This window comes from Aliiroseovarius sp. xm-d-517 (assembly GCF_013283135.1).
Lineage (GTDB): Bacteria > Pseudomonadota > Alphaproteobacteria > Rhodobacterales > Rhodobacteraceae > Aliiroseovarius > Aliiroseovarius crassostreae.
Window position 1 is genome coordinate 1622504 of the sequence record NZ_WBXT01000001.1, and the last position, 22075, is coordinate 1644578.

The 22075-nt window shown below is 60.2% G+C and carries 26 protein-coding genes; 15 read left to right on the plus strand and 11 right to left on the minus strand.

Features of this window, described 5'->3' with window-relative positions; translation table 11 throughout:
• The first annotated feature begins 115 nt into the window (after positions 1-115).
• Positions 116-883 (plus strand): tRNA pseudouridine(38-40) synthase TruA, encoded by a 768-nt coding sequence (gene truA / locus XMD517_RS07775; RefSeq protein ID WP_173485795.1) that lies wholly within the window; start codon positions 116-118, stop codon positions 881-883.
• A 21-nt stretch (positions 884-904) separates the two neighbouring features.
• Here truA and XMD517_RS07780 read toward each other — a convergent pair whose 3' ends face one another.
• On the minus strand, positions 905-2029 hold the full coding sequence (locus XMD517_RS07780; protein WP_173485796.1) for a DNA alkylation repair protein: 1125 nt from the start codon (positions 2027-2029) through the stop codon (positions 905-907).
• A 196-nt stretch (positions 2030-2225) separates the two neighbouring features.
• On the opposite strand from XMD517_RS07780, the gene parE reads away from it, so the two are divergent.
• Both parE and XMD517_RS07790 read left to right on the plus strand, forming a co-directional pair.
• Positions 2226-4196 carry a DNA topoisomerase IV subunit B gene (gene parE / locus XMD517_RS07785; RefSeq protein ID WP_173485797.1) on the plus strand — a complete coding sequence of 657 codons (1971 nt, stop codon included), beginning with the start codon at positions 2226-2228 and terminating at the stop codon, positions 4194-4196.
• Entirely contained in the window at positions 4193-4828 is a 636-nt protein-coding gene (locus tag XMD517_RS07790; protein ID WP_173485798.1) for a HEPN domain-containing protein, read from the plus strand. The genes parE and XMD517_RS07790 overlap by 4 nt, the downstream gene beginning before the upstream one ends.
• A 211-nt stretch (positions 4829-5039) precedes the next feature.
• On the opposite strand, the gene XMD517_RS07795 is transcribed toward XMD517_RS07790, so the two are convergent.
• Complete coding sequence (locus XMD517_RS07795) at positions 5040-5714, minus strand: DUF3047 domain-containing protein (RefSeq protein ID WP_173487794.1); 675 nt, start codon at positions 5712-5714, stop codon at positions 5040-5042.
• A 179-nt stretch (positions 5715-5893) separates the two neighbouring features.
• On the opposite strand from XMD517_RS07795, the gene XMD517_RS07800 reads away from it, so the two are divergent.
• Together XMD517_RS07800 and XMD517_RS07805 are read left to right on the plus strand one after the other, a co-directional pair.
• On the plus strand, positions 5894-6499 hold the full coding sequence (locus XMD517_RS07800; RefSeq protein ID WP_173485800.1) for a stealth family protein: 606 nt from the start codon (positions 5894-5896) through the stop codon (positions 6497-6499).
• The gene (locus XMD517_RS07805; protein WP_173485801.1) at positions 6496-6945 is read left to right on the plus strand and encodes a hypothetical protein; all 450 of its coding nucleotides are present in this window, start codon (positions 6496-6498) and stop codon (positions 6943-6945) included. The genes XMD517_RS07800 and XMD517_RS07805 overlap by 4 nt, the downstream gene beginning before the upstream one ends.
• Positions 6946-6975: 30 nt before the next feature.
• On the opposite strand, the gene XMD517_RS07810 is transcribed toward XMD517_RS07805, so the two are convergent.
• Together XMD517_RS07810 and XMD517_RS07815 are read right to left on the minus strand one after the other, a co-directional pair.
• On the minus strand, positions 6976-7662 hold the full coding sequence (locus XMD517_RS07810; RefSeq protein WP_173485802.1) for an ABC transporter ATP-binding protein: 687 nt from the start codon (positions 7660-7662) through the stop codon (positions 6976-6978).
• On the minus strand, positions 7655-8938 hold the full coding sequence (locus tag XMD517_RS07815) for a lipoprotein-releasing ABC transporter permease subunit (protein ID WP_173485803.1): 1284 nt from the start codon (positions 8936-8938) through the stop codon (positions 7655-7657). The genes XMD517_RS07810 and XMD517_RS07815 overlap by 8 nt, the downstream gene beginning before the upstream one ends.
• Before the next feature lie 420 nt (positions 8939-9358).
• On the opposite strand from XMD517_RS07815, the gene XMD517_RS07820 reads away from it, so the two are divergent.
• The 4 genes from XMD517_RS07820 to XMD517_RS07835 all read left to right on the plus strand — a co-directional run bounded on the left by XMD517_RS07820 (position 9359) and on the right by XMD517_RS07835 (position 12355).
• Positions 9359-9862, plus strand: coding sequence for a YbjN domain-containing protein (locus XMD517_RS07820; RefSeq protein ID WP_055188041.1), 504 nt, complete (start codon positions 9359-9361; stop codon positions 9860-9862).
• A 390-nt stretch (positions 9863-10252) separates the two neighbouring features.
• Positions 10253-11065: a pyrroline-5-carboxylate reductase gene (gene proC, locus XMD517_RS07825; protein ID WP_173485804.1), complete on the plus strand. Its 813-nt coding sequence runs from the start codon at positions 10253-10255 to the stop codon at positions 11063-11065.
• Positions 11058-11408, plus strand: a complete 351-nt coding sequence (locus tag XMD517_RS07830) for a tRNA-binding protein (RefSeq protein WP_173485805.1) — start codon at positions 11058-11060, stop codon at positions 11406-11408. The genes proC and XMD517_RS07830 overlap by 8 nt, the downstream gene beginning before the upstream one ends.
• Complete coding sequence (locus tag XMD517_RS07835) at positions 11405-12355, plus strand: D-glycerate dehydrogenase (protein WP_173486325.1); 951 nt, start codon at positions 11405-11407, stop codon at positions 12353-12355. The genes XMD517_RS07830 and XMD517_RS07835 overlap by 4 nt, the downstream gene beginning before the upstream one ends.
• A 32-nt stretch (positions 12356-12387) precedes the next feature.
• Here XMD517_RS07835 and XMD517_RS07840 read toward each other — a convergent pair whose 3' ends face one another.
• The gene (locus XMD517_RS07840; protein WP_173485806.1) at positions 12388-12978 is read right to left on the minus strand and encodes a thymidine kinase; all 591 of its coding nucleotides are present in this window, start codon (positions 12976-12978) and stop codon (positions 12388-12390) included.
• Between the two features lie 409 nt (positions 12979-13387).
• Here XMD517_RS07840 and XMD517_RS07845 point away from each other — a divergent pair, with 409 nt between their 5' ends.
• Positions 13388-13843 (plus strand): hypothetical protein, encoded by a 456-nt coding sequence (locus XMD517_RS07845; RefSeq protein ID WP_055188032.1) that lies wholly within the window; start codon positions 13388-13390, stop codon positions 13841-13843.
• Between the two features lie 35 nt (positions 13844-13878).
• Here XMD517_RS07845 and XMD517_RS07850 read toward each other — a convergent pair whose 3' ends face one another.
• The 3 genes from XMD517_RS07850 to XMD517_RS07860 are packed head-to-tail and all read right to left on the minus strand — an operon-like array spanning position 13879 to position 14900.
• Positions 13879-14241 (minus strand): diacylglycerol kinase, encoded by a 363-nt coding sequence (locus XMD517_RS07850; protein WP_254449672.1) that lies wholly within the window; start codon positions 14239-14241, stop codon positions 13879-13881.
• A complete protein-coding gene (locus XMD517_RS07855; RefSeq protein ID WP_173486326.1) occupies positions 14241-14594 on the minus strand; it encodes a YigZ family protein in 354 nt (117 codons plus the stop codon). The genes XMD517_RS07850 and XMD517_RS07855 overlap by 1 nt, the downstream gene beginning before the upstream one ends.
• Positions 14595-14642: 48 nt before the next feature.
• A complete protein-coding gene (locus tag XMD517_RS07860; protein WP_055188030.1) occupies positions 14643-14900 on the minus strand; it encodes a DUF6455 family protein in 258 nt (85 codons plus the stop codon).
• A gap of 168 nt (positions 14901-15068) precedes the next feature.
• On the opposite strand from XMD517_RS07860, the gene XMD517_RS07865 reads away from it, so the two are divergent.
• Positions 15069-15323 (plus strand): hypothetical protein, encoded by a 255-nt coding sequence (locus XMD517_RS07865; protein WP_055188028.1) that lies wholly within the window; start codon positions 15069-15071, stop codon positions 15321-15323.
• Between the two features lie 89 nt (positions 15324-15412).
• Here XMD517_RS07865 and XMD517_RS07870 read toward each other — a convergent pair whose 3' ends face one another.
• From XMD517_RS07870 to ubiA, 3 genes are all read right to left on the minus strand, one after another.
• On the minus strand, positions 15413-15742 hold the full coding sequence (locus tag XMD517_RS07870; RefSeq protein WP_055188026.1) for a hypothetical protein: 330 nt from the start codon (positions 15740-15742) through the stop codon (positions 15413-15415).
• A gap of 18 nt (positions 15743-15760) precedes the next feature.
• Entirely contained in the window at positions 15761-17956 is a 2196-nt protein-coding gene (locus XMD517_RS07875; protein WP_173485807.1) for an OmpA family protein, read from the minus strand.
• Positions 17957-18028: 72 nt separating this feature from the next.
• Entirely contained in the window at positions 18029-18994 is a 966-nt protein-coding gene (gene ubiA, locus XMD517_RS07880; protein ID WP_173485808.1) for a 4-hydroxybenzoate octaprenyltransferase, read from the minus strand.
• A gap of 11 nt (positions 18995-19005) precedes the next feature.
• On the opposite strand from ubiA, the gene XMD517_RS07885 reads away from it, so the two are divergent.
• The 4 genes from XMD517_RS07885 to XMD517_RS07900 are packed head-to-tail and all read left to right on the plus strand — an operon-like array spanning position 19006 to position 22029.
• Positions 19006-19725, plus strand: a complete 720-nt coding sequence (locus XMD517_RS07885) for a 16S rRNA (uracil(1498)-N(3))-methyltransferase (RefSeq protein ID WP_173485809.1) — start codon at positions 19006-19008, stop codon at positions 19723-19725.
• Entirely contained in the window at positions 19722-20651 is a 930-nt protein-coding gene (locus XMD517_RS07890; RefSeq protein WP_173485810.1) for a hypothetical protein, read from the plus strand. Before XMD517_RS07885 ends, XMD517_RS07890 begins: the two co-directional genes overlap by 4 nt.
• A complete protein-coding gene (locus XMD517_RS07895; RefSeq protein ID WP_173485811.1) occupies positions 20648-21502 on the plus strand; it encodes a GNAT family N-acetyltransferase in 855 nt (284 codons plus the stop codon). The genes XMD517_RS07890 and XMD517_RS07895 overlap by 4 nt, the downstream gene beginning before the upstream one ends.
• Positions 21499-22029 carry a hypothetical protein gene (locus XMD517_RS07900; RefSeq protein WP_173485812.1) on the plus strand — a complete coding sequence of 177 codons (531 nt, stop codon included), beginning with the start codon at positions 21499-21501 and terminating at the stop codon, positions 22027-22029. The genes XMD517_RS07895 and XMD517_RS07900 overlap by 4 nt, the downstream gene beginning before the upstream one ends.
• Positions 22030-22075 lie beyond the last annotated feature (46 nt).

Below are 22075 nucleotides of genomic sequence, written 5' to 3' on the forward strand. Positions count from 1 at the left end.
GCGCAACCTGTCCCCGGCAGAGGGGCGCTGCCCCCGCGCGGCCTGCGTGACCGGGATATTTCCGACAGGAAAAACGCAGGCTTGTGGGGCGGCGCCGGGCGCGGTATGCGAAGCCATGCCCAGATTTGCGTTGAAAGTCGAATATCATGGCGCGGGATATGCCGGATGGCAGCGCCAGAAAGATCAGCCCTCGGTGCAGGGGGCGATTGAGGCGGCGCTGGCACGTCTGGAGCCGCGCGCGCATACGATTGCGGCGGCGGGGCGCACCGATGCCGGGGTCCATGGCCTGGGTCAGGTGGCCCATTGTGACATGGAACGGGATTGGGATCCGTTTCGGCTGTCGGAGGCGCTGAACCACCACCTCAGAGAGGCGCGGGTGGCGATTGTTGATTGCGCCCGGGTCGAGGAGGATTTTCACGCCCGGTTTTCCGCCACCGAGCGGCGGTATCTGTTTCGGCTGATCTCGCGACGCGCCCCCCTGACCCATGATCGGGGGCTGGCCTGGCATATCAAACATCCGCTGGATGCGGCCATGATGCAGGCCGGGGCTGACCGGCTGATCGGGCTGCATGATTTCACCACGTTCCGCTCGTCAATCTGTCAGGCGGAAAGCCCGGTGAAGACGCTGGATGAGTTGCGGGTGGAAGAGGTGATCCGCCCAAATGAGGTGGAGTATCGCTTTCACGTGCGCGCACGTTCGTTCCTGCACAATCAGGTGCGCTCATTCGTCGGCACGCTGGAACGGGTTGGCGCGGGGGCCTGGACCCCGGATGATGTGACCGCCGCCCTTGAGGCACGTTCCCGCCCCGCCTGTGGCCCGGTCTGCCCGCCCGAGGGTCTGTATCTGGCCGGGGTCACCTATCCGCAAAACCCGTTCGCCTGAACGGGGTCAGATCAGGATATTTCAGATCAGGGTGAACCGGGCTGTGCCGAGCCTGCGACCATTCACCTGCACGCTTAGCTGATGGGCGCCAGGATAGAGGCGAAAGGTTGTGGCATCTCCCTTGAAGTGATGGGATTTCTGCAAGGTCACACGCTGCCCGGCTTTCAGGGACAGGGTTTTCAGCTTGAACACTTTCTCGGACAGTTTGCCACCCGCGCGCTGAAACTGGATCACATAGTCAACCAGCAGGGCGGTGTCGTGATCCACGGACAAGTCAAACCGGAACTTCAGCGCCGTATCAATCGGCACCTGAGAATGCGCGGGCGCAAGCTGGATCGGTCCCATCGTCACCTTGGCATCGCTGCGATAGCCCAGCAGATCCAGCGCCCCGGGATGGCCCTGTTTGACCAGCGTCCGGCAGGCATGGCGGGTCATCCAGTCCAACTCTTTTGCGTTCTGCCGCGCCTCTTGCCGCCATCGGGTGAGTGTTGCCACCACCAGCTCCGGGTCGGTCTTGGCAATGTCATTCAGATGATTGGCCACCGAACGGGTCACATAGCGGGTCGGATCGGCGTGGAGCGTATCAAGGATCCGGATCGTCTCATGTCCGGCCCACCCGATCCGCTGCCCCCAGGGCAGGTTCGGGCGCGCCCCCTCGGATGCCAGGCGGCGCACGTGGTAGTTCTCGTCCTGCGCCCAGCCAGCCAGCACGGCCTGCATCCGGCCCTTGTGGTGGATCAGGAACGGACGGATGGCAAATTCCATCGAAAACCGTCGGGTCAGCGCATGAAGCAGCGGCAAGGAGACATCGAGATCCTCAAGCCCGTTTCGCGCCACAAACTGCCCGAACGGGTCGATAATGAAATCACCAAAGTCATCGTCGTTCTTCGACGGGTCGAGCTCAGGCGGCAAGGCTTTGTGGATCACCTCTGCTGCGGCAGGGAACGCCTTTGGCAGGTGATCCTCCAACACTTCGGCAATCCACAGGATGCGCGCCTTGAGCTCCAGCGCCGGCAATTGCCCCATCACCTGCGCCTGAAAACCCGCCGCGTCAAATCCGGGCAGCGCATCAGACAGCCAGCCGGCCAGCATCTCGACCTTCCCGGCATTGATCAGCTGATCTTTCAGACTGAACCCCTGCGACATAGACCACCCCTTTGTTCACGTTTTACCCCACACTACTATCCTATCCGTTTTTCACAAGCCAAAAGCGGCGCGGCCCCTGTGGAAAACTTATGCACAGCTAATTCAGCCGATTTTCCCGTCAGGGCTTCCCCCCGTTCGATGCCTCGGCCATAATAAAACCCCAACGAGCAGAACAGCTTTTCAAGGCGGCATATCCATGAGCGAAGACCTTCTGGCCGGGCACACAGCCAACGCAGGCCAAGATACCTATGATGCATCCTCGATCGAAGTGCTGGAGGGGCTGGAGCCTGTGCGCCAGCGTCCGGGCATGTATATCGGTGGCACGGATGAACGTGCGCTGCACCATATGGTGGCGGAGATCCTCGACAACTCGATGGACGAGGCCGTGGCCGGACATGCCAACCGGATCGAGATCGAACTGCACGCCGATTACGCGGTCACCATCCGCGACAACGGGCGCGGCATCCCCATTGATCCGCACCCGAAGTTTCCCGACAAATCGGCGCTTGAGGTGATCCTGTGCACCCTGCACGCGGGCGGCAAATTTTCCGGCAAAGCCTATCAGACCTCGGGTGGCCTGCATGGCGTGGGCTCGTCGGTCGTGAACGCCCTCTCTGACAGCATGGTGGTCAAGGTTGCCAAGAACAAAGAGCTGTTTGAACAACGCTTTTCGCGCGGATTGCCGCTGGGCCCGGTGGAAAAGATCGGCGCGGCCCCCAATCGCCGCGGCACCGAGGTGACATTTCACGCGGATGAACAGATCTTCGGCAAGCACCGTTTCAAGCCCAAGCGCCTGTTCACCCTGGCGCGTTCCAAAGCCTATCTGTTTTCCGGTGTCGAAATCCGCTGGAAATCCCATATCGACGATGGCGAAACGCCTACCGAAGCCAGCTTTCACTTTCCCGGTGGCCTGGCCGATTATCTGAAGGAAACTCTTGGCAAGGCGTCGGTCTATGCCGAGGCGCCCTTCGCGGGCAAGGTCGAGTTTCGTGAGAAGTTTGGCGAGCCGGGATATGTCGAATGGGCGATCAACTGGACGCCTTCGCGCGACGGTTACATCCAATCCTATTGTAACACCGTGCCCACCCCCGAAGGCGGCACCCATGTCACCGGATTCTGGGCCGCGATCCTGAAGGGGATCAAGGCCTATGGCGAACTGGTGGGCAACAAGAAGGCCTCCAACATCACCCGCGACGACCTGCTGGCGGGGGGCTGTGCGCTGGTCAGCTGTTTCATCGCCGACCCGGCCTTTGTCGGCCAGACCAAGGATCGCCTGTCAACCGAAGCCGCCGCCAAGATGGTAGAACAATCCGTGCGCGACCATTTTGACAACTGGCTGGCGGCGGACACGAAATCGGCAGGTGCGATCCTTGATTTCCTTGTGCTGCGCGCCGAAGAGCGTCTGCGCCGCCGGCAGGAAAAAGAGACCCAGCGCAAAACCGCCACCAAGAAACTGCGCCTGCCCGGCAAGCTGGTGGATTGTTCCGCCACGAACCGCGACGGGACCGAGCTGTTTATCGTCGAGGGCGACTCGGCGGGCGGATCGGCCAAGATGGCGCGCAACCGCAAGACACAGGCGCTGTTGCCCTTGCGCGGCAAGATCCTGAACGTGCTGGGCGCGGCGAGCTCGAAACTTGGCACCAACGCGGAAATCAGCGACCTGACACAGGCGCTTGGTGTCGGGCTGGGCACGCGGTTCAACGTGGATGATCTGCGCTATGACAAGGTCATCATCATGACCGACGCGGATGTGGACGGGGCGCATATCGCGTCACTTCTGATGACGTTCTTCTTCACGCAAATGCGCCCGATGATCGACGCGGGGCACCTCTATCTGGCCTGCCCGCCGCTCTTCCGCCTGACCCAAGGCGCCAAGCGGGTTTATTGCATTGACGAGGCCGAGCGCGATGCGTGGTTGGAAAAGGGCCTTGGCGGCAAGGGCAAGATCGACGTCTCGCGCTTTAAGGGTCTTGGCGAAATGGACGCGAAGGACCTGAAAGAAACCACGATGGACCCAAACTCACGCACCCTGATCCGCGTGACGATCGACGAGGACGAACCGGGCGAAACCGCGACATTGGTCGAACAGCTGATGGGCAAGAAACCCGAGCTGCGGTTCCAGTATATTCAGGAAAACGCCAAGTTCGCGGAGGATCTGGATGTATGAGCAAGCCTCTACATCAATTTGGCAAAACGATTGACCGAGCTAATGCACTTTTGGACATCTTCTCAGAGAGAGAGTTCCAAATAGCCACCGGAGTGCCAGCCACCGCGGAATACATACAAGAGGATGACATTGTTCGAGCGGCAACGGTCATCGCAGTAGCGGCAATGGACCACTATTTCACTGCGAAATTCACTGACGTATTGGCCACATTTCTTAAGACCAATGAGCCTTCGGACGAACTCCTAAAGGTGCTTGAGAAGGCAGGCCTAACCACCAAAGTTGCTCTGGAACTTGCGACAATGAAGCGACCATTTCGCCGTGTTCGTACTATGGTCCAAAATCACTTATCTCGTTACACTTCTCATCGCGCCGCCGCGATTGACAAGCTCTTTTCAAGCTTAAATTTGAAAGGATTATGTGGTCGAGCTGAAGCCAAATTAAAACGTAAGAATTTGTTGAAACGGCTAGATAACTTTGTGGAGCTAAGGAACGAGATTTCTCATTCAGCACACATAAGCACCCGTGGGCAAGTAAAAGCAATAGACGTCGAAAGGATTCGCGGTCTGATTGATGATCTGGATTGGTTTGTTAGGACCTGCGACGGGCTCATAGAAAACCATATCAAAAAATGACGCTTAGGACAGCGCCCGGCCCTGAGTGGGCGCTCGGGACAGTTTTGTGGGGCACCTGCTCACCACAATCGCAACCATCCAGTATATTGAAACGCTGCAAAATCGCCCTCCCGTGGGGAGGGTCACCTCTCGGCGATTGCAAACAATCGCCTGCCGGTCGACGGGGCGCTATCCCGCCTGCGACCGGATGGGGCGTTTTTGGTAGGCGAATCTACTCCAACCGCAGCCCTTCAATCACGCCCATCATCTCGGCGTCCGTATCGTCGCTATCGGCTGACAGGGCCAGTGCGACCAAGGCCCCCGGCGTCCCACCAAAGGCGCGCTTATAGTCGGCGGCGAGGTTGATGCTCTCCGCTGCCGCCCCTTCCCCTGACGGGCGCAGAACCACGGTTTTGCCGCGGGCCCCAAGGTAAGGCGAGGGCAGGAGACTGCCACGTTTATGCGCGCCGCCATGCACGTAAACCAGCACCCGTCCATCGGGGTTTTTCAGAAGCTTGCGCAAGCTCTGCCGCACCGCCTGATCGGCCTGATCTTTGGGCAGGAACGCAAAGTAAAGCGCCAGATTGCGATCATCCCCGCCTTTGCGGGTCAGATCCGTGGGCGGGACAGATTTCGCCACGGACCATGTCCATGACGCCCTGCTTGCCCCCTGTTCGGATGCCGGCAGGAGTTTATAGGTGATCGACACGGACCCATCCGCATCCACCGCCATGCGATCTGGCGCGCCCTCAAACGTCACCCGCGAAAAGAACGAGGCGAACCAGTGGGTCTTCCAATCGTCCAGGCGGATCGGGCCGGCCTTGGCGGGCACCACAACCATCCCCAGAAGGGCAGAGAGAAAAAGAACACGGGTCAACATGACACCGGCATAGCACCGTTTGGGCAAGGATCAATCTCCCGGATCCGTCCCTCACATGAATGTCAGTGCACGTCATTGACATGTGACCCGGGCCTGAGGCCCCGCACAAACGGAATTTTTGCCCCCAGTCTTTCGTGGCTGGCACAATTTTGAATTGTATAATAGGTTGGCAGCCTCTTTTTTGCGACGACTTAAAAAGGAACATATTGTTGCAGACGCCACCAAATATGGACGCGGTCATAACCTGGGTCGATGGGAATGATCCCGACCACAAGGCCAAACGTCTGGCCTATCAGGGCAAGCAAACGAAGCTTCACACCGCTGCAACGTCGGATACGCGCTTTGACAGCCAGAACGAGGTGTATTTCTGCATTGCCTCGATCCTGAAATATGCCCCTTTCATTCGCACCATCCATGTGGTGACGGACAATCAAAGCCCCGCGTTTCTGAAGCGCTTCAGCGATGAAGGCCTATGCGCGCCCGATCGCATTCGCCTCGTCGATCATCGCGAGATTTTCCGGGGGCATGAAGATGTTTTGCCCACGTTCAACTCAAACTCCATCGAAGCCATGCTTTGCAACGTCGAGGGTCTTGCCGAGTATTTCGTATATTTCAATGACGACGTATTCGTGAACTGCCCCCTTTCAGAGGAAGATTTCTTCTGCGCCGGACATCCCGTGATACGTGGCCAAAAAGTATCCTCTCTGCCTTTGGATATCAGAGAGTTACGATATCGCCTGCTGAAGAAGATGGGTTCGACGAAAGTCCAAAAGGCAAATTTCGCCACGTGCAATATCGGGCAGCGCATATGAGTGGCATTAAGGGGTGGTACTTTCAAAGCGAACACACGCCTCATCCTGCACGAAAGTCACTTTTGTCCGAATTCTTCAGTCAAAACACCGATATTCTGAAATCGCAAATTCAACACCGTTTTCGCGACGCAAATCAGTTTTCGCCTTTCTCTTTAAGCTATCATCAGGAGATGAAACGCTTTGGCGTGACACCTGAAAAATCGACGTCGGTTGCCTATTTCCACCCAGAAGAAAGTCCAAGCCGCACATGGTTTGACGACCTGCGCCAAGAGGAGAGCAAATTCGGCTGCATTCAAAGCCTTGACGAGTGCCCGAGCGATCTGGCGGCAGAAATTCAGGAGGTTTTGAAAACGAAGTTTCAAAGCCATCTGCCCTCATGCCTGCATCCGGAATGTGCAGAATATCAGGCGGCAGACGAGGCCAGAACCGTGGGCATTTCAGGGTAGACGGGTGCTTCAGGCCGCTCCTGAAACGCTTTAACCAACCTCGGCAATCACCCCATCTTCCAGCCGCAACACCCGGTCCATCCGGGCGGCCAGTTCAAGGTTATGCGTGGCGATAAGCGCCGACAGGCCGGTGTCCCGCACCAGTTCCATCAGGGCGGCAAACACGGTGTCCGAGGTGGAAGGGTCGAGATTGCCGGTGGGCTCATCCGCCAGCAAGATTGCGGGGCCATTGGCCAGCGCCCGACAAAAGGCAACACGCTGCTGCTCACCGCCAGACATTTCCGCCGGACGGTGATCCGCGCGCTCTGCCACGCCCACACGTGCCAGCAGATCCTGCGCCCGCGCCCGGGCCGCACGGTCAGACACCCCCGCCGCGAGCTGCGGCAGAACCACGTTTTCCAATGCGGTAAACTCCGGCAGCAAATGGTGGAACTGATAGACAAACCCCACCCGATCCCGGCGCATTTCGGTGCGTTTGCGGTCAGCGGCGCGCGTCATGTCCTGCCCGCAGATCTTCACCTGTCCGGCATCCGCCCCATCCAAAAGCCCGGCAATATGCAGGAGTGTGGATTTGCCCGAACCGGAGGGCGCGACCAGTGCCACCACCTCACCTCTGGCAAGGGTCAGGTCGGCCCCACGCAGCACCCGGATCTCGCCGGGGGTTGCGGGATTGAAGGTCTTTTCCAGGCCGGTGAGTTCAAGAACGGGATCACTCATAACGCAGCGCCTCTACCGGGTTCATCCGTGCCGCTTTGCGGGCAGGAAACAGGGTGACAACAAAGCTGAGCGTCAGCGACAGGGCCACCGCAGAGAAGACATCCCAGAACTCAAGCTTGGCCGGCAGGCGATAAATGCCACGGATCTGCGGATCCCATGCCCCCCCGCCGGAAAGGTAATTCACCAGCGAAAACACGCTGTCGATATTGATCGCAAACAAGCAGCCAAGGATCACCCCCGCAATGGTGCCCACCACACCGGTCAGCGAGCCACAGAGGAAAAACACCCGCAAGACCGCCCCTTCGGTCAGCCCCATGGTGCGCAGGATGCCAATGTCACGCCCCTTGTTCTTGACCAGCATGATCAGGCCCGAGGTGATGTTCATCGACGCGATCAGCACCAGCACCGACAGGATGATGAACATCACGTTGTCTTCCATATCAAGCGCATTCAAAAACGCCCCGGACCGGTCGCGCCAGGTCCAGGTGGTTGAGGGTTCCTGCACGGCCTGCATGATCGGCAAAAGCAGCTCATCCACCGCTTCCGGCTCCTCGACCATCACCTCGATCTCATCTGCGGTGCCTTCACGGTTGAAAAAGCTCTGCGCCTCGGCAAAGGGCAGATAGACGCGGGTGCGGTCAATGTCCCAGCGTCCGGCCGTAAAGATATAAGTGACCTCATAGACATTCACCCGCGGACTGGTGCCAAAGGCGGTTTTCACCCCATTGGGCGAAATGATCTTGATCTTGTCGCCGGTGGTCACCCCCAGCTCCTGCGCCACACCCGACCCGATCGCAATCCCGTTTGGAAACTGCGAAATATCGCCCAGATGGCTTTCCGGCCGCGCGATACGGGGAATGGTCAGCAGGTCCTCATAACGGGTGCCGAAGATCTCGACGCCAGCGTTGTTTTGCCCCTTGTTGGCCATCACCTGCCCCTTGATCAGCGGGGCTGCGCGGGTCACGCCGGGGAGTGCGCCAATGCGCTCAGCCCAGGCGTCAAAATCCCGGATCTCGCGGGTGACCTGCCCCTGATCGTTCACATGGGTCTGGGAAAACACGGTGACATGGGAATTGGCCCCAAGGATCGTGTCGACGAATTCGTCCCGGAACCCGGTGCGCACGGCAAGGGTGATGATCAGCGCAGCCACGGCCAGCGTGATGCCAATCAGGCTGATCCATGTCATCGTGCTGACCCCGCCTTCGGTGCGACGCGCGCGCAGATAGCGCCAGGCGATCATCCATTCATAGCGGGAAAAGGGGGCGGTGCGGGCCAAGGGGCACTCCGGTTCTTGCTCGTTTGCTTGCGTTTTTTGTAAGGGAGAGGCCAGCAGCTGCCACTTTTCCCTCATTCTGTCTGGCAAAGTGGGGGGTCGGCCCGCAAAGGTCAAGCATGAGGCCGCCTTGCCCCCTGTCTTTGCCCTCAATCGGCAGCAAAACGCCTTGTGCCAGCACCGTTTTCAACATGCTGAACCGATCCCGTGGACAAAGCCTCCCCGCTCTGTGGAGAAGCCACAGATTTCTGTGGACAAGTGAGGTTATTTCACAAGTTCCTCTTTACAGGTTACCCCAAAGCAGACACCATATCTAGTAAGGAAACGGCGCGAAGACCGCCGAACCTAGTACAGGCAACGAGATCTGCACCGCATCATTGGGGCGATGCCAGCGCGGATCTGACACCGAGAAGGGTACGCGACATGGCTGCCACCGAGCATTACCTTGAAACCGACGACATGCATCCGATCGACATTGTCGAATATATCGCCGAGCACCACGCCTGGGAGTTTGACCGGGTGGCCGATGACCAGATCGCCATGGCGGTCGAGGGACAGTGGCGCAACTACTCGATCACGCTGGCCTGGTCCGATTATGACGAAACCCTGCGGCTGATCTGCAGCTTTGAAATGGAACCGCCCGAGGACAAGTTGCCGAAAATCTATGAAGCGTTGAACAGTATCAACGATCAGTGCTGGAAGGGGGCCTTTTCCTACTGGCACGAACAGCGGCTGATGGTGTGGCGCTATGGGCTGGCGCTGACCGGCGGCGGGACGGCGTCCCCCGAACAGATTGACCACCTGATCGCCACGGCGGTGGCCACGTCCGAGCGGTTCTATCCCGCCTTCCAACTGGTCTCATGGGGGGATCACACGGTAGAAAACGCCCTGCAGGTGGCCATTGCCGATGCCTATGGGCGGGCGTGAGACCGCTTAGGCCGGGTGAAACAGGGGCAAAAGGAACACGAGAAACGAGCAGTTCTCCCAGCAAAATTCGGTCTTTCGGGGCCGTTTTTTGTTGTCTGGATCAGGTGACCGGCAGAAGGGGCTTTGCCCCTCGCCTCTTTGAGGCTCACCCCAGGATATTTCCAACCAGAAAATAAGCCCTGCAGCACGGTTGGCGCACAATTTGCCCATCGCGGCCCAGCATTGTCCTGTCTTGAGCAAGTCACCCAAAGCGTGTCGAGGCACACCTGATCCACTTGATTTGCCCAAAACGCGCGGAACCTGTTGATGCCATGGGCATTTCGGTATCAAACTGTGTTTCACGCTGGCCTCAAACGCTTTAATTTCGGCCAGAACTCGGGAGGGAAACAGATGGATGATCTGAAAACACGCGGACTGGTGCTGCTTGGCTGTGGTAAGATGGGGTCGGCGATGCTGGAAGGCTGGCTGGGGCAAGGGCTGCCCGCACGGTCGGTCTGGGTGCAGGATCCTTACCCGTCGGACTGGCTGAAAGGGCTGGACGGCCTCAACCTGAACCAACCGCTGCCTGCAAACCCCGCCATTGTGCTGATTGCGGTGAAGCCGCAGATGATGACCGACGCCCTGCCCGAGCTGGCCCCGCTCGGCAATGGGGATACGCTGTTTCTGTCCGTGGCCGCAGGCACGCCGATTGCCACCTATGAAGCCCTGCTTGGCGAGCGCACCCCGATCATCCGCGCCATGCCCAACACCCCGGCGGCGATTGCCCGTGGCATCACCGCAATCTGCGGCAACGCGATGGCAGATGCGGCCCAAATGGACCTGGCCGAGATGCTGTTATCTGCGGTGGGGCAGGTGGTGCGTCTGGACGGAGAGGAGCAAATGGACGCGGTCACCGCCCTTTCCGGGTCCGGCCCGGCCTATGTGTTCCACCTGATCGAAACACTCGCCGCGGCGGGGGCTGCGCAGGGTCTGCCTGAGGATCTGGCCATGCAACTGGCCCGGGCCACGGTGGCAGGCGCGGGGGCACTTGCGGAAGAGGCCGAGGAGACCCCGACACAATTGCGTGTAAACGTGACCTCACCCGGCGGCACCACGGCGGCGGCCCTTTCGGTTTTGATGGATGAAAACAATGGCTTCCCTGCACTGCTCACCCGCGCGGTGAATGCGGCAGCGGGCCGGTCAAGGGAGCTTGCAAATGGCTGATCTCACCCCTGAAATCACGTTTGATGATTTCATGAAAGTCGACATACGCAAAGGCACGGTTCTGCGTGCGGAACCTTTCCCCGAGGCGCGCAAACCGGCCCTCAAGCTCTGGGTTGATTTCGGGCCGGAGGTGGGGGAGCGCAAAAGTTCAGCCCAGATCACCCAGCACTATACGCCCGAGGAGCTGGTTGGGAAATCGGTGCTGGGGGTGGTGAATTTTCCACCGCGCCAGATTGGCCCGATGCGGTCAGAGGTGCTGATCCTTGGGCTTTATGATGCGCAGGGCAATGTCGGGTTGATCACGCCGGACAAGGACACCCCGGATGGGGCACGCCTATGCTGAGCCTCTTTATCTCTCGCCCACTTCCCGATGCGGTTCTGGATCGGGCCCGGGCAGGGTTTGACGTCACGTTGCGCCACGACACCAGCGCGATGGGGACGGCCGAGATGGTCACCTCGTTGCTTGAATTCGATCTGGTCCTGCCCACGCTGGGCGATCTTTATACGGCTGAGGTGTTTGCCGAGGCGGGGGAAAGCCGCGCGCGGTTGCTTGCCAATTTCGGGGTGGGCTACAACCACATCGACGTTGAGGCCGCCCGGCGCCACGGGGTTGCGGTTACCAACACGCCCGGCGCGGTGACCGATGCCACCGCCGACACCGCCATGACATTGATCCTGATGACCGCCCGGCGCGCCGGTGAAGGGGAGCGTCTGGTGCGGGCTGGCGCGTGGGAGGGCTGGCATCCCACCCAGATGCTGGGCCTGCACGTGACCGGAAAAACCGTAGGGATTATCGGCATGGGTCGGATCGGGCAGGCAATTGCCCGGCGCTGTCATTTCGGCTTTGACATGAAGGTCGTGTATTTCAACCGCTCCCCCAAGCCGGTCGATTTCCCGGCCCGGCAGATGCAGAGCATTTCGGAGGTTGCCCGCAGCTGTGACATTCTGGTTGTTGCCACGCCGGGGAGTGCGGAAACACATCACCTGATCGGGGCCGAGACCTTTGCCGCCATGCAACCCCATGCTCTGATGGTCAACATCTCACGCGGGGAAGTGGTGGATGAGCAGGCCTTGATTGCCGCGCTGGATGCCCGGTCCATCGGCGGGGCGGGGCTGGATGTCTATGAGTTCGAACCTGCGGTGCCAGAGGCGTTGATGCGCTTTGAAAACGTAACCCTGTTGCCCCATCTTGGCACCGCCACGCTGGAGGTGCGCACCGAAATGGGCATGTTGGCATTGGACAATCTGGAGGCCTTTGCCCGGGGGGATGCGCTTCTTACCCCCGTGTGAAGGGCGCCCGCGCGGCGGAAGCCTGAAACGTCTCAGCAATCCGCCTGATCGCCCACCGCTTCGCGCCAATGGCGGCGGCAAAGCGATACATAGGTTTCGTTGCCGCCGATCTGCACCTGGGCCCCGTCCACCAGCACCTTGCCGGTTTCGTCCTGCCGCACCACCATCGTTGCCTTCTTGCCACAGTGGCAGATGGTGCGCGCCTCGCGCATTTCATCCGCCAGCGCCAGAAGAGTGGCGGAGCCCGGAAACAGGTTGCCCTGAAAATCCACCCGCAGCCCGTAGCACATGATGGGCACATCAAGATCATCCACCGCACGGGCCAGTTGCCATACCTGTTCGTGCTCCAGAAACTGGGCCTCATCAATAAAGATACAGGCACAGGGAGCAGCCTCCAGCCGTGTCTTGATCTTGGCGAAAAGGTCTTCTCCGGCCTCAAACGTATCTGCTTTGGCCCCGATCCCGATCCGCGATCCAATCCGCGCCTCACCTGCCCTGTGATCGAGCTTTGCCGTCAGGAGATAGGTCTGCATATTGCGTTCGTTATAGTTATACGACGCCTGCAGCAGCAGGGTGGATTTCCCCGCATTCATGGTTGAATAGTGGAAGTACAGTTTTGCCATGGATCTGAAATACGCTGCGGGCCAGACCGGTTCAACCGGCAATCTGCCCACATGTCGAGCCGCAGTCTATTCCTCGCAGCTTTTTGGCCCTCCGGCGGGCGGTGCAGAGTAAAAGCAGTATGGGGGCGAAACAGTGACACCAACACCCGAGGTCAGTAGCACATTGTGCCTTGGGGATGGAACAGACCTCATCACTCACACGCACCACTCATTTCGAGCCTCGGAAAAGCTTCCGAATTTCCCAGGAAATTGCCTGGGCCCCCACCTGTTTCAGTGCTTGCGCACCAAAACCATTTACCCTTCACTCTACAACTTCATAAAAGCCATTCCCTTGGCGCCAGAATAATGGGAAAAGGGAGGTGGAATTCCCCGTGGCCCGTGTGTTGGGCCACAGCATGAGGTTAAAAGCATGGCAAGCATTGGCAGCTACTTGAAGAAACACACCGAAGCATTGGTGAAAGATGTCGGCTTGGAAGCCGCATGCGAACTGACCGGCAAATCCAAGGCCACTTTGGGGCGCTATTATTCCGACAGTGACGAACATAGCGATCGCTTCATGCCTATTGATGCTGTGGCGTCTTTGGAAGAAGCGTCGAAATACCCGCATGTGACCGGGGCATTGGCCGAGTTGAAGGGGATTACCCTGTCTTATGACGCCGAGCGGAAGAACCGCCCCTCGGGCGGTGTGAATGCGGATGTTATTGCGCTTTCTCAAAGGTTTGCAATGCTGATGGCAGAGTATCAGCAATCCATAGAGGACGGTGTGATCACCATAAACGAGGCCAAACGTCTGCTGCGCGAAACCCTCGCCTTGCAACATGTGCTTCTGGATATGAAGCTGCATCTGGAAGAAGAAGCGGGCTGAGCCTTTTGCGCTAAAACCCGGATTTGGCGCGGGGGTCAGCCCAGCAGGATCACCAACCAGGCAATCCCAACTGCAATTGCCGTCAAGCCGACAAAGGCACTGGCGGCATCCTTGGCCCGACCGGCAAGCTCGTGATGGTCTTGCGTGACCAGATCCACGGCGCGTTCAATCGCCGTATTGATCAGTTCAGCTGCAATCACCAGAAAGCCAAGCGAGAGAATCAGCGCGCGTTCCGCCGTGCTGAGATCCAGCACGAATGCCAGTCCCGAGGACAGGATCCAAGCATAGACCCATTGGCGCACGGATTTTTCGTTGCGCCAACCGTCACACCATCCCTGCCATGACCAACGGCAACGATCCCAAAAGCGGGCCAGTTCCATTTGCACCCGTGCCCACATCAGCCATCCCGCCTTTCCAGATAGTGTTCCACCGCATCCTGCACCCGGCGAAACCTGTCGCCGCCCAGCTTGACGCCGCCATACCAGCGCGTCACCACGATGATGTGATCGCTTAACCCGGCGCGCTCCAGCATACGCACGATCACCATGCCCGCGCCGCTTTCGCCATCATCCCCCTTCTGCGGGCCATCCTCAAGGATAGCCCCCCAGGTGTTATGGGTTGCCTTGGCGAATTTTTTGTTTTTGGTCAGTTGCTTGAGGAAATCTTTCACGTCATCGCGCGTTGTGACGGGCCCACCCGTCACCGCATATTTCGATCCCCGATCCGTGAGAAATCCGGTAAATTGCTGCATCTTCATCCGCGCCATGGGACAAACTATAATCCCGGTCTGCGGAGGGGGCTAGCCCAGCCGTTTGAAAAGCCCGCGGTTTTGGCAGATTTCCGGGGAGGAATGGGATCCCCCTTCATGATTGTCGAGCCACAGCTGGCACCCTTCCGGGTCCGAACATTGCATGCAGCGATGCACCGCATCATCCAGCCCGGTAAAGCTGATCCGCCCGGCTTCGAGTTCTTCGGTCAGGTTCAACCCCTGGGTTGCGGCCATCCGCTCGACCAGGTCGGCGTGATAGGCAAAGCCTTGTCTGATTGTATCCTTCATAGGTCTATCCTCCGCCCCCAAGTGTGCCGGGGCGCCCCACATCCCACCTTGACCTCGGTCAAACAGGGGGTTGGCGCACTGAAATGGCCGCAAGAGATGTCAGTGTTGTGGGCGGGTCGGAACAAACAGGTGTTTCAAATCCCTCCCGAAACGCTTTAGGCTGGGATCATGTTTACAATCGAGCATGAATTTGACGCCACGGTCGTCACCCTCGTTGACGAGGGCGAAACACCTCTGAAGGAAGATGTCACCATTACGGCCTTTGCCAGCTGTGTGACCGTCGAACAATGGGATCCGCGCACGGACGAGGTGCAGAAAATCACTCTGTCGATGACGCAGATCACCGATCTGGTCGCAGCGCTGGATCTGCCGGAAGGGATCTACCGCACTGTGCGCCCCGGCGACGAGATCGACGAAAGCTGAGACCTTCGGCCCGTGCGCCCAATAAATGCGGGTCAGTGCGGCCGCTCGGGGCGGCCGGTCGGAAAGACGCCCTGCCCGGCTGTGGGGGCTCAGGCCTCGCCCTGAATGCGGTCGATATAGGCGCGGAGTTCTTCGGCCTCTTGCCGCGCATCCCGCAGGCCATCCATGGCAGCGCGCAGTTCGGCCTCGGTCTGCTGGTGTTGGTTGGTCAGTTCCGCCTCACGGCTCTGCAGATAGGTGATGGCCTGATCGCGGGTTTCTTCCGCTTCGTGCAATTGCTGCGCCATACGGTCAATTTCCCCCATCTCGTTGCCGGTAACCTTGGCAAAGCGATGGATGATCCAATGGGCAAACCATCCAAGTGCAAATGCGGCAAAGAGGATAATCGCGGTGACGATGATAAATTCGGTGCGGTTCATCCGCAGGCTCCTTGTGGCTTATTGCGACGCGGCATCCGCGGGGTCGACTGTGTCGGGGCGCGGAGCGGGACGGGGATCTTCTGTTCCCGGTGTTTGAACCAGAGTGGCGGGGCCGGCGTAATCGCTGGCGGCGGGGGCGGTTTGCTGATCCTCGGCCTGCCCTGCATCGGAGCGGTCCTGGACCTCTGCCTCTTCAGACTGCGCGTCTGTTTCCACGGCAGGATCAGACGGATCTGTGTCCTCGGTGCTGGCCTCTCCCGAACCGGTCGGGGTGGCGTCATCCGGGTCAGACGGGACAGCCGGGGCAGCCTCATCGGTGGGCGCAGCTTCTGATGTGGGGGTGTCCGGGTCCGCCACGGCTTCGGCGCTGTCGGCATCCGCCTCATCTGAGGGCAGATCCAGCAGGCGGAATTCGATCCGACGGTTCGCCTCACGCCCCTCTTCGGTGCCATTATCCGCGATCGGATCGTCTTCGCCATAGCCCTTGGCGGACAGGTTTGACGTCAGCACCCGCCGGCCCAGCAGCGCGGTCAGAACAGCCTGAGAGCGGCTTTGCGACAAGGCCCGGTTCATTTCTTCACGCCCCTGGCTGTCGGTATACCCAGCGATTTCCATCCGCACATCCTCGCAGGCGCGCAGCTGTTCGGCGATCTTGTCCAGCGTATCCCCGGCGGAGGCTTCGATATTGGCGGACCCCGGGGCGAAATTGATCTTGCTGTCCGTCAGGAAGCCGTTGATGGCCGCCACGCATTCCTGCGGGCTGGGCAGGCCCAGTTGCGGGTCGAGTTTTTCCTGATAGGTCACATTGATCTGATAGTTCTGCGACGCCCCCAGCTTTTCGGCCAGGATGCGCGAGATGGTGGCGCTGGCTTCCGGATCCCCGGTATTGCCACGCACATCCACCACGTCCGGCTGCACCACAACCGACCCATTGGCGAGGTGCCCCAGCACCTCCAGCCCGGCCAGAACACGGATGGGCCAACCTTCCGGCAGGTCCGGGTCAAGCCGGGTGGCTTCATAAACCCGTGTCACACCAAAGGCGGCCTTGGCATAGCTTTCAGCGGCGGCACGTTGCAGGTCATCGGTCATGCGCCCGCGCAATTGCACCAGCCCTTCGGGGCTGAGGGTGGCCACAAACTCGGGCGGGCCGTCTTCGCCGTCTCCCGAACCGTCAATCTTGACAATTTCCGGCAGGACCGAATGCAGGGAATAAAGCTGGGGCAGATCGGCCTCAAGCTCTCCCACCACCCGGTCAAACACCGCCTGTTTGGTGCCAGCGGGCGCCACGAGGGTCACATCCGCATCCGAGAAAGTTACGGAACCGCCGCCAAACTTGCTGACGGCCTGGATGCCCGCATTGACGGCATCCGACCAGTCAGGAGACGGCACCCCAAGGCCAATTGTACAGTCAATCGCCCCTTCGATCCCGGCCAGCGCGGCTGCGGCGGCAATCTTGGCGCGCCCGATCTGATCATGGGCCGAACAGGCGTCAAAGCGCGGGGTCCCCTCTTCGATCAGGAAGCGCAGGGTAAAGGGGGTGATCACCGGGCGTGGCGCCGAAATATCCATCAACAGCAACAGGTTGCGCGGGGCCTCACGTTTGAGCTCACGTTCCCACCCGGTCTTCTGCTTTGCACTGTCCGACACGGCGGTGATCGAGACACGTTTGGCATCCATCGAGATCTTGGCACGCGGCAGCGTTTCAAGCGCGGTCACGGCAAAGTCCAGCACCTCGTCCCAGTTTGCGGGGGTGGTATAATCGGCGGTCCCCATAAGGTCGGTGACATGGGTGCGTCCGGCAATATCCTTGATACGCTCTTTCAGCCGGTCCCGGTCGGAACTGGCCGGGATCAGGCCGATCAGAGATATACCCGCATCATTGCGCAGGATTTCCAGGGAAAAGCGCGGCGGGGCGATATCTTCGGTGGCGGCGACCTGCATATTGTCGATCACCCGCCCGCTGTCGATCACCGTGCCGGCGGCCGAAACGGCGCGAAGGCGGGTCACCTCGTCCGGGGCGATGCCGGACACCACAACCTCAAGGCCATCTGCCTCAACCTCAGCCCACTCAAACCCCTGCAACATGAATTCGTCCCGCACCCCTTCGGCAGACAGGGTTTCAATGGTCGACACAGCCACCCGTGCGCCGACAAGTGACAGCAGGGCGGCAGCGGCAAACAGGCCGGGGGCCAAAAACGAGGGGGCAAGGCGCATTATCCGGTTCCGGGTCCAATGGAAGAGGTCAATCACTGCAATCGTCTTAGGCGACCACCGCCGGTGGTGCAATCACAGCAGCGCAGAAATGGCAAGAAACAGCACAGGAATCAGGCCGGTATCGCGGTTTGAGCGAAAAAGTCGCAGGCAGGTTTCGGTATCATCGATATCAAGCATCCGCATCTGCCATGCCATATGCCACCCCATCGCCCAGGCCCCGCCCAGCGCCACCACCAGCGACAGGGCGTTGCGTTCCCCCAACGCCTGCACCATGGCCAGCGCCATCATCACGATGGTGAGGATCATGAACAACATCAACCATTTGCGGGTTTTCTCCCCAAACAGGCGCGCGGTGGATTTCACCCCGATCAGCGCGTCATCTTCCTTGTCCTGATGGGCATAGATCGTGTCGTAAAAAAGGGTCCAGCTGATCCCGGCGAGATAAAGCGCAACCGCAGGCCATTCGAGGCTGCCGCGATGCGCCACCCAGGCCAGAAGCGCGCCCCAGTTGAAGGCAATGCCCAGAAAGGCCTGCGGCCACCAGGTAAACCGTTTGGCAAAGGGGTAGACCAGCACCGGGATCACCGCGACAAACCCCATGACAATGGCCGCCATATTGAAGGTCAGCAGGATCCCCAGCGAAATCAGCGCCTGCAGCCCCATCCAGATCACCGCCCCGCGCACGCTCACCTGTCCCGAGGGGATCGGGCGGCTGCGGGTGCGCTCAACCGCGGCATCAAACTTGCGGTCGGTGATATCATTCCAGGTGCAGCCCGCCCCGCGCATCAGGAAAGAACCAATGGCGCAGCCCAGCGCAATCCACAGATCAAAGGGTCCAAAACGGCCCGAATGCCCAATGGCCAGCAACAGCCCCCACCAGCAGGGGATCAGCAAAAGCCAGGTGCCAATCGGCCGGTCCGCACGCGACAAGCGTAGATAGGGACGCGACCAGGCGGGGGCCAGATGATCCACCCAATTGCCCGTATAAGCGTCCGCCACCTGGCCGGTTTGCTCTGGAAGTTCGTCACGTTGGGTCATAGGGTTCGCTCATGAAACAGGCAAAAGTTCGACTCTTTGTAGAGCAGCCTCTGGGCAAGGGGCAAACCGTTTTGATGGATCGCGATCAGGCGAACTATCTTTTCAACGTCATGCGCATGGGCGCGGGCGATCTGGTCGCGCTGTTCAACGGGCGGGATGGCGAGTTTACCGCCGAAGTGGTCGAGGCAGGGAAGCGCAAAGGCGTGCTGCTGTGCCAGCGCCAGTCAAAACCCTTGCAACTGCCACCGGACCTCTGGCTGTGCTTTGCGCCGATCAAAAAGGCACGCACCGATTTCATCGTGGAAAAAGCTGCTGAAATGGGGGCGGCGGTGATCCAGCCGATGCAAACCGCCTTTACCAATTCAGAACGCATTCGCCGCGACCGGTTGCAGGCCCATGCGGTGGAAGCGGCTGAACAATGCGGCGGCACCTATGTGCCGGAGGTGCGCGAACTGGAACGGCTCGATAAACTCCTGACCATCTGGCCAGAAGACCGCCAGATCATGTTCTGTGACGAAGCCCTGGTGGGCGCCAAAGAGGTGCTGGGCCAGGTCGGCGGCGACAAATGGGCCATTTTCATTGGCCCCGAAGGCGGTTTTTCCGAGGCCGAGCGCAGCAAGCTGCGCGACATGGGGCACGCGGTCAGCCTTGGTCCCCGTATCCTGCGCGCCGACACCGCCGCCGTGGCCGCACTGACCATCTGGCAACAGCATCTGGGGGATTGGGGGTGAGCCCCCCGGCGGACACATCTGCCCCGGCCCGCATTTTCGGCATCCTCGCCCGCGCGGCCCCGGTGGCGGTTCTGTTTCGACGCGGCCCCTCACGGCATGTGCAGATGCTGCGCTGGGATCTCGAGACGGACAAGGTGACGCCGGGCCAGTGGCTGAAACATCGCGTGTATGAACGGCGCGGGGATCTGTCCCCGGACGGGCGGCATCTGATCTATTTTGCCGCTCCGCACAAACCGCCCCTCGACAGTTACACCGCGATCAGCCGCCCGCCATATTTTACCGCGCTGGCCCTGATGCCGCATGGCGGGGCATGGAACGGGGGCGGCGTGTTTCTCGACAACAAGCGATACTGGGTGGATCAGAGCGGACCATGCATACCGCAAGCGGATCAGCATCATCCCGGCTGCACGCTTTCACGGGTGATGCAGCCGCCCGCCCATCTTGTGCCCTCAATGGGTGAAGACGCGGTGCTTTACCTGCCACGGCTTCAGCGTGACGGCTGGACGCTTGAGGCACAGGACACCACCGGATCGGGCTGGCTGCGCACGGAGACATGGCACCTGTCCCGACCGGTCATCGCGGGCTGGACCCTGCACAAACGCTTTACCGCGTCTTTGACCGAAAAAGGCCCGCAGGGACAGATTTACTGGGAAACCCACAGGCTGGAAGGGCCAGACGGGGGGCAGGATTTGCACGATGGCTGGGCCGAGGTGCATCGGGGAGAGGTGCTGTTTGCCAAAGATGGCAGCCTGTTTCGCCATGCACCCGAAGAAACGCCCCGCCTGATTGCCCATCTCACGCCCAACAGGTTCGAACCGGTCAGCGCACCTTATGAGGGGATTATCCGCCCCACATCCCCTGCCACATCCGCTGACCCGAAAAAAGACATGTCCCCCTGGCATCCACTCAAGGACGACAAGACATGATCCGCCCGGCCCGCCCCGGTGACGAAGCGGCCATGATGCAGTTCCTGTCACACCACGCCGAAACCACCATGTTCATGCGGGCGGGGTTGGCACACTTTGGGTTGAGCGGCTCAGAGCACCCCCATGCGGCAACGTTCTGGGTTGAAGATAAAGACGGCAAGATCAGTGGTGTGTTCTCCCGCTCCAACGCAGGTTTCCTCAATGCCTGCGGGGAAGGGGCGATGTTCTGGCAAGGGTTTCACGATGCGATGCAGGGCCAGCAGGTGGCCGGGCTGAACGGTGCTGCGACACTGGTCGATGGCATGCGGGCGGTGCTCGGCCTCGACGACGCGGCGTATGACCTGAACCGGGTGGAACCGCTTTATCGCCTGTCGCTGGATCAGCAGCGCGATCCGGGGCCTGCCGAGATCCGCAAACCGGAACAACAGGATGCCGCCCTGCTGACCCAATGGTTTCGGGCCTATCACATCGAGGCACTTGGCGCGGCAGATGACGCAACACTGACAAAGGTGATTGCGGACCGTGTGGACACCACCATTACCACGGGCCACGTGCGCCTGCTGATCGAAAACGGCACCCCCACCGCCATGACCGCCTTCAACGCACACTTGCCCGACATGGTGCAGATCGGTGGGGTCTATACCCCCCCAAATGCACGTGGAAAGGGGCTTGCACGCCGGGTCGTCGCCGCCCATTTGAAAGAGGCACGCACAGCCGGGGTCCAGACCGCCATCCTTTTCGCCAGCGGCGAGGCCGCCTGCCGCGCCTATGAAGCCATCGGGTTTGAACAGATCGGGGACTACACACTCGCCATTCTGTCGACCCCCGTCACGATCGGAGCCCGCACATGATCCGTCCCGAAGCCCGCGCCCGGATCCATCGCTTTCGCGAAGCCATTATCGGCGGCGGGGTGGCTGCCCTTGGCCTGTGGTGGGCCATCGGCTCGTTGGGGCTTTTGAAATGGATGGGCGTCGCACTCGCCCTCATTGGCGCAGCCGTGGCCTGGCAAGGGGTGCAGCGCGCGCGCATCCGGGCGGGGACCGGTGGCGTTGGCGTGGTGCAGATCGACGAGCGTCAGGTGATTTATCTGGCGCCGGTCGGTGGCGGTTTTGCCTCGCTTGATCTGATCCACGAAATCAGCATTGCGCGGGACATGGCAGGGCTGCCGGTCTGGCGCTTTCGCACCGGGATGGAACTTTTGACCATTCCGGTGTCTGCCGAAGGATCGGAGCAGCTGTTTGATGCCATGGCCGTGCTGCCGGATATCGACATTTCCGCCGCCATCCGGGCCGTCAACACCGCCATTGATGCGCGCAACGCAACGGTCAGTTCTGACAGAGTCGTGATCTGGTCGCGCAAGGTCGTCCCCCTGCATTGACACCGCCCCGCGTTTCCCCCACCTAATGCGGATCCGAGATACGCGC

What these genes read in the sequence shown, in the direction of transcription:
- XMD517_RS07855 (WP_173486326.1), bottom strand. Translation starts at nt 14,594, where the DNA reads ATGCAGCAATTTACCGGATTTCTCACGGATCGGGGATCGAAATATGCG.
- truA (WP_173485795.1), top strand. Translation starts at nt 116, where the DNA reads ATGCCCAGATTTGCGTTGAAAGTCGAATATCATGGCGCGGGATATGCC.
- ubiA (WP_173485808.1), bottom strand. Translation starts at nt 18,994, where the DNA reads ATGACCCAACGTGACGAACTTCCAGAGCAAACCGGCCAGGTGGCGGAC.
- XMD517_RS07900 (WP_173485812.1), top strand. Translation starts at nt 21,499, where the DNA reads ATGATCCGTCCCGAAGCCCGCGCCCGGATCCATCGCTTTCGCGAAGCC.
- XMD517_RS07790 (WP_173485798.1), top strand. Translation starts at nt 4,193, where the DNA reads ATGAGCAAGCCTCTACATCAATTTGGCAAAACGATTGACCGAGCTAAT.
- XMD517_RS07810 (WP_173485802.1), bottom strand. Translation starts at nt 7,662, where the DNA reads ATGAGTGATCCCGTTCTTGAACTCACCGGCCTGGAAAAGACCTTCAAT.
- XMD517_RS07820 (WP_055188041.1), top strand. Translation starts at nt 9,359, where the DNA reads ATGGCTGCCACCGAGCATTACCTTGAAACCGACGACATGCATCCGATC.
- XMD517_RS07850 (WP_254449672.1), bottom strand. Translation starts at nt 14,241, where the DNA reads ATGTGGGCACGGGTGCAAATGGAACTGGCCCGCTTTTGGGATCGTTGC.
- XMD517_RS07845 (WP_055188032.1), top strand. Translation starts at nt 13,388, where the DNA reads ATGGCAAGCATTGGCAGCTACTTGAAGAAACACACCGAAGCATTGGTG.
- XMD517_RS07885 (WP_173485809.1), top strand. Translation starts at nt 19,006, where the DNA reads ATGAAACAGGCAAAAGTTCGACTCTTTGTAGAGCAGCCTCTGGGCAAG.
- XMD517_RS07840 (WP_173485806.1), bottom strand. Translation starts at nt 12,978, where the DNA reads ATGGCAAAACTGTACTTCCACTATTCAACCATGAATGCGGGGAAATCC.
- XMD517_RS07805 (WP_173485801.1), top strand. Translation starts at nt 6,496, where the DNA reads ATGAGTGGCATTAAGGGGTGGTACTTTCAAAGCGAACACACGCCTCAT.
- proC (WP_173485804.1), top strand. Translation starts at nt 10,253, where the DNA reads ATGGATGATCTGAAAACACGCGGACTGGTGCTGCTTGGCTGTGGTAAG.
- XMD517_RS07875 (WP_173485807.1), bottom strand. Translation starts at nt 17,956, where the DNA reads ATGCGCCTTGCCCCCTCGTTTTTGGCCCCCGGCCTGTTTGCCGCTGCC.
- XMD517_RS07870 (WP_055188026.1), bottom strand. Translation starts at nt 15,742, where the DNA reads ATGAACCGCACCGAATTTATCATCGTCACCGCGATTATCCTCTTTGCC.
- parE (WP_173485797.1), top strand. Translation starts at nt 2,226, where the DNA reads ATGAGCGAAGACCTTCTGGCCGGGCACACAGCCAACGCAGGCCAAGAT.
- XMD517_RS07865 (WP_055188028.1), top strand. Translation starts at nt 15,069, where the DNA reads ATGTTTACAATCGAGCATGAATTTGACGCCACGGTCGTCACCCTCGTT.
- XMD517_RS07830 (WP_173485805.1), top strand. Translation starts at nt 11,058, where the DNA reads ATGGCTGATCTCACCCCTGAAATCACGTTTGATGATTTCATGAAAGTC.
- XMD517_RS07895 (WP_173485811.1), top strand. Translation starts at nt 20,648, where the DNA reads ATGATCCGCCCGGCCCGCCCCGGTGACGAAGCGGCCATGATGCAGTTC.
- XMD517_RS07780 (WP_173485796.1), bottom strand. Translation starts at nt 2,029, where the DNA reads ATGTCGCAGGGGTTCAGTCTGAAAGATCAGCTGATCAATGCCGGGAAG.
- XMD517_RS07860 (WP_055188030.1), bottom strand. Translation starts at nt 14,900, where the DNA reads ATGAAGGATACAATCAGACAAGGCTTTGCCTATCACGCCGACCTGGTC.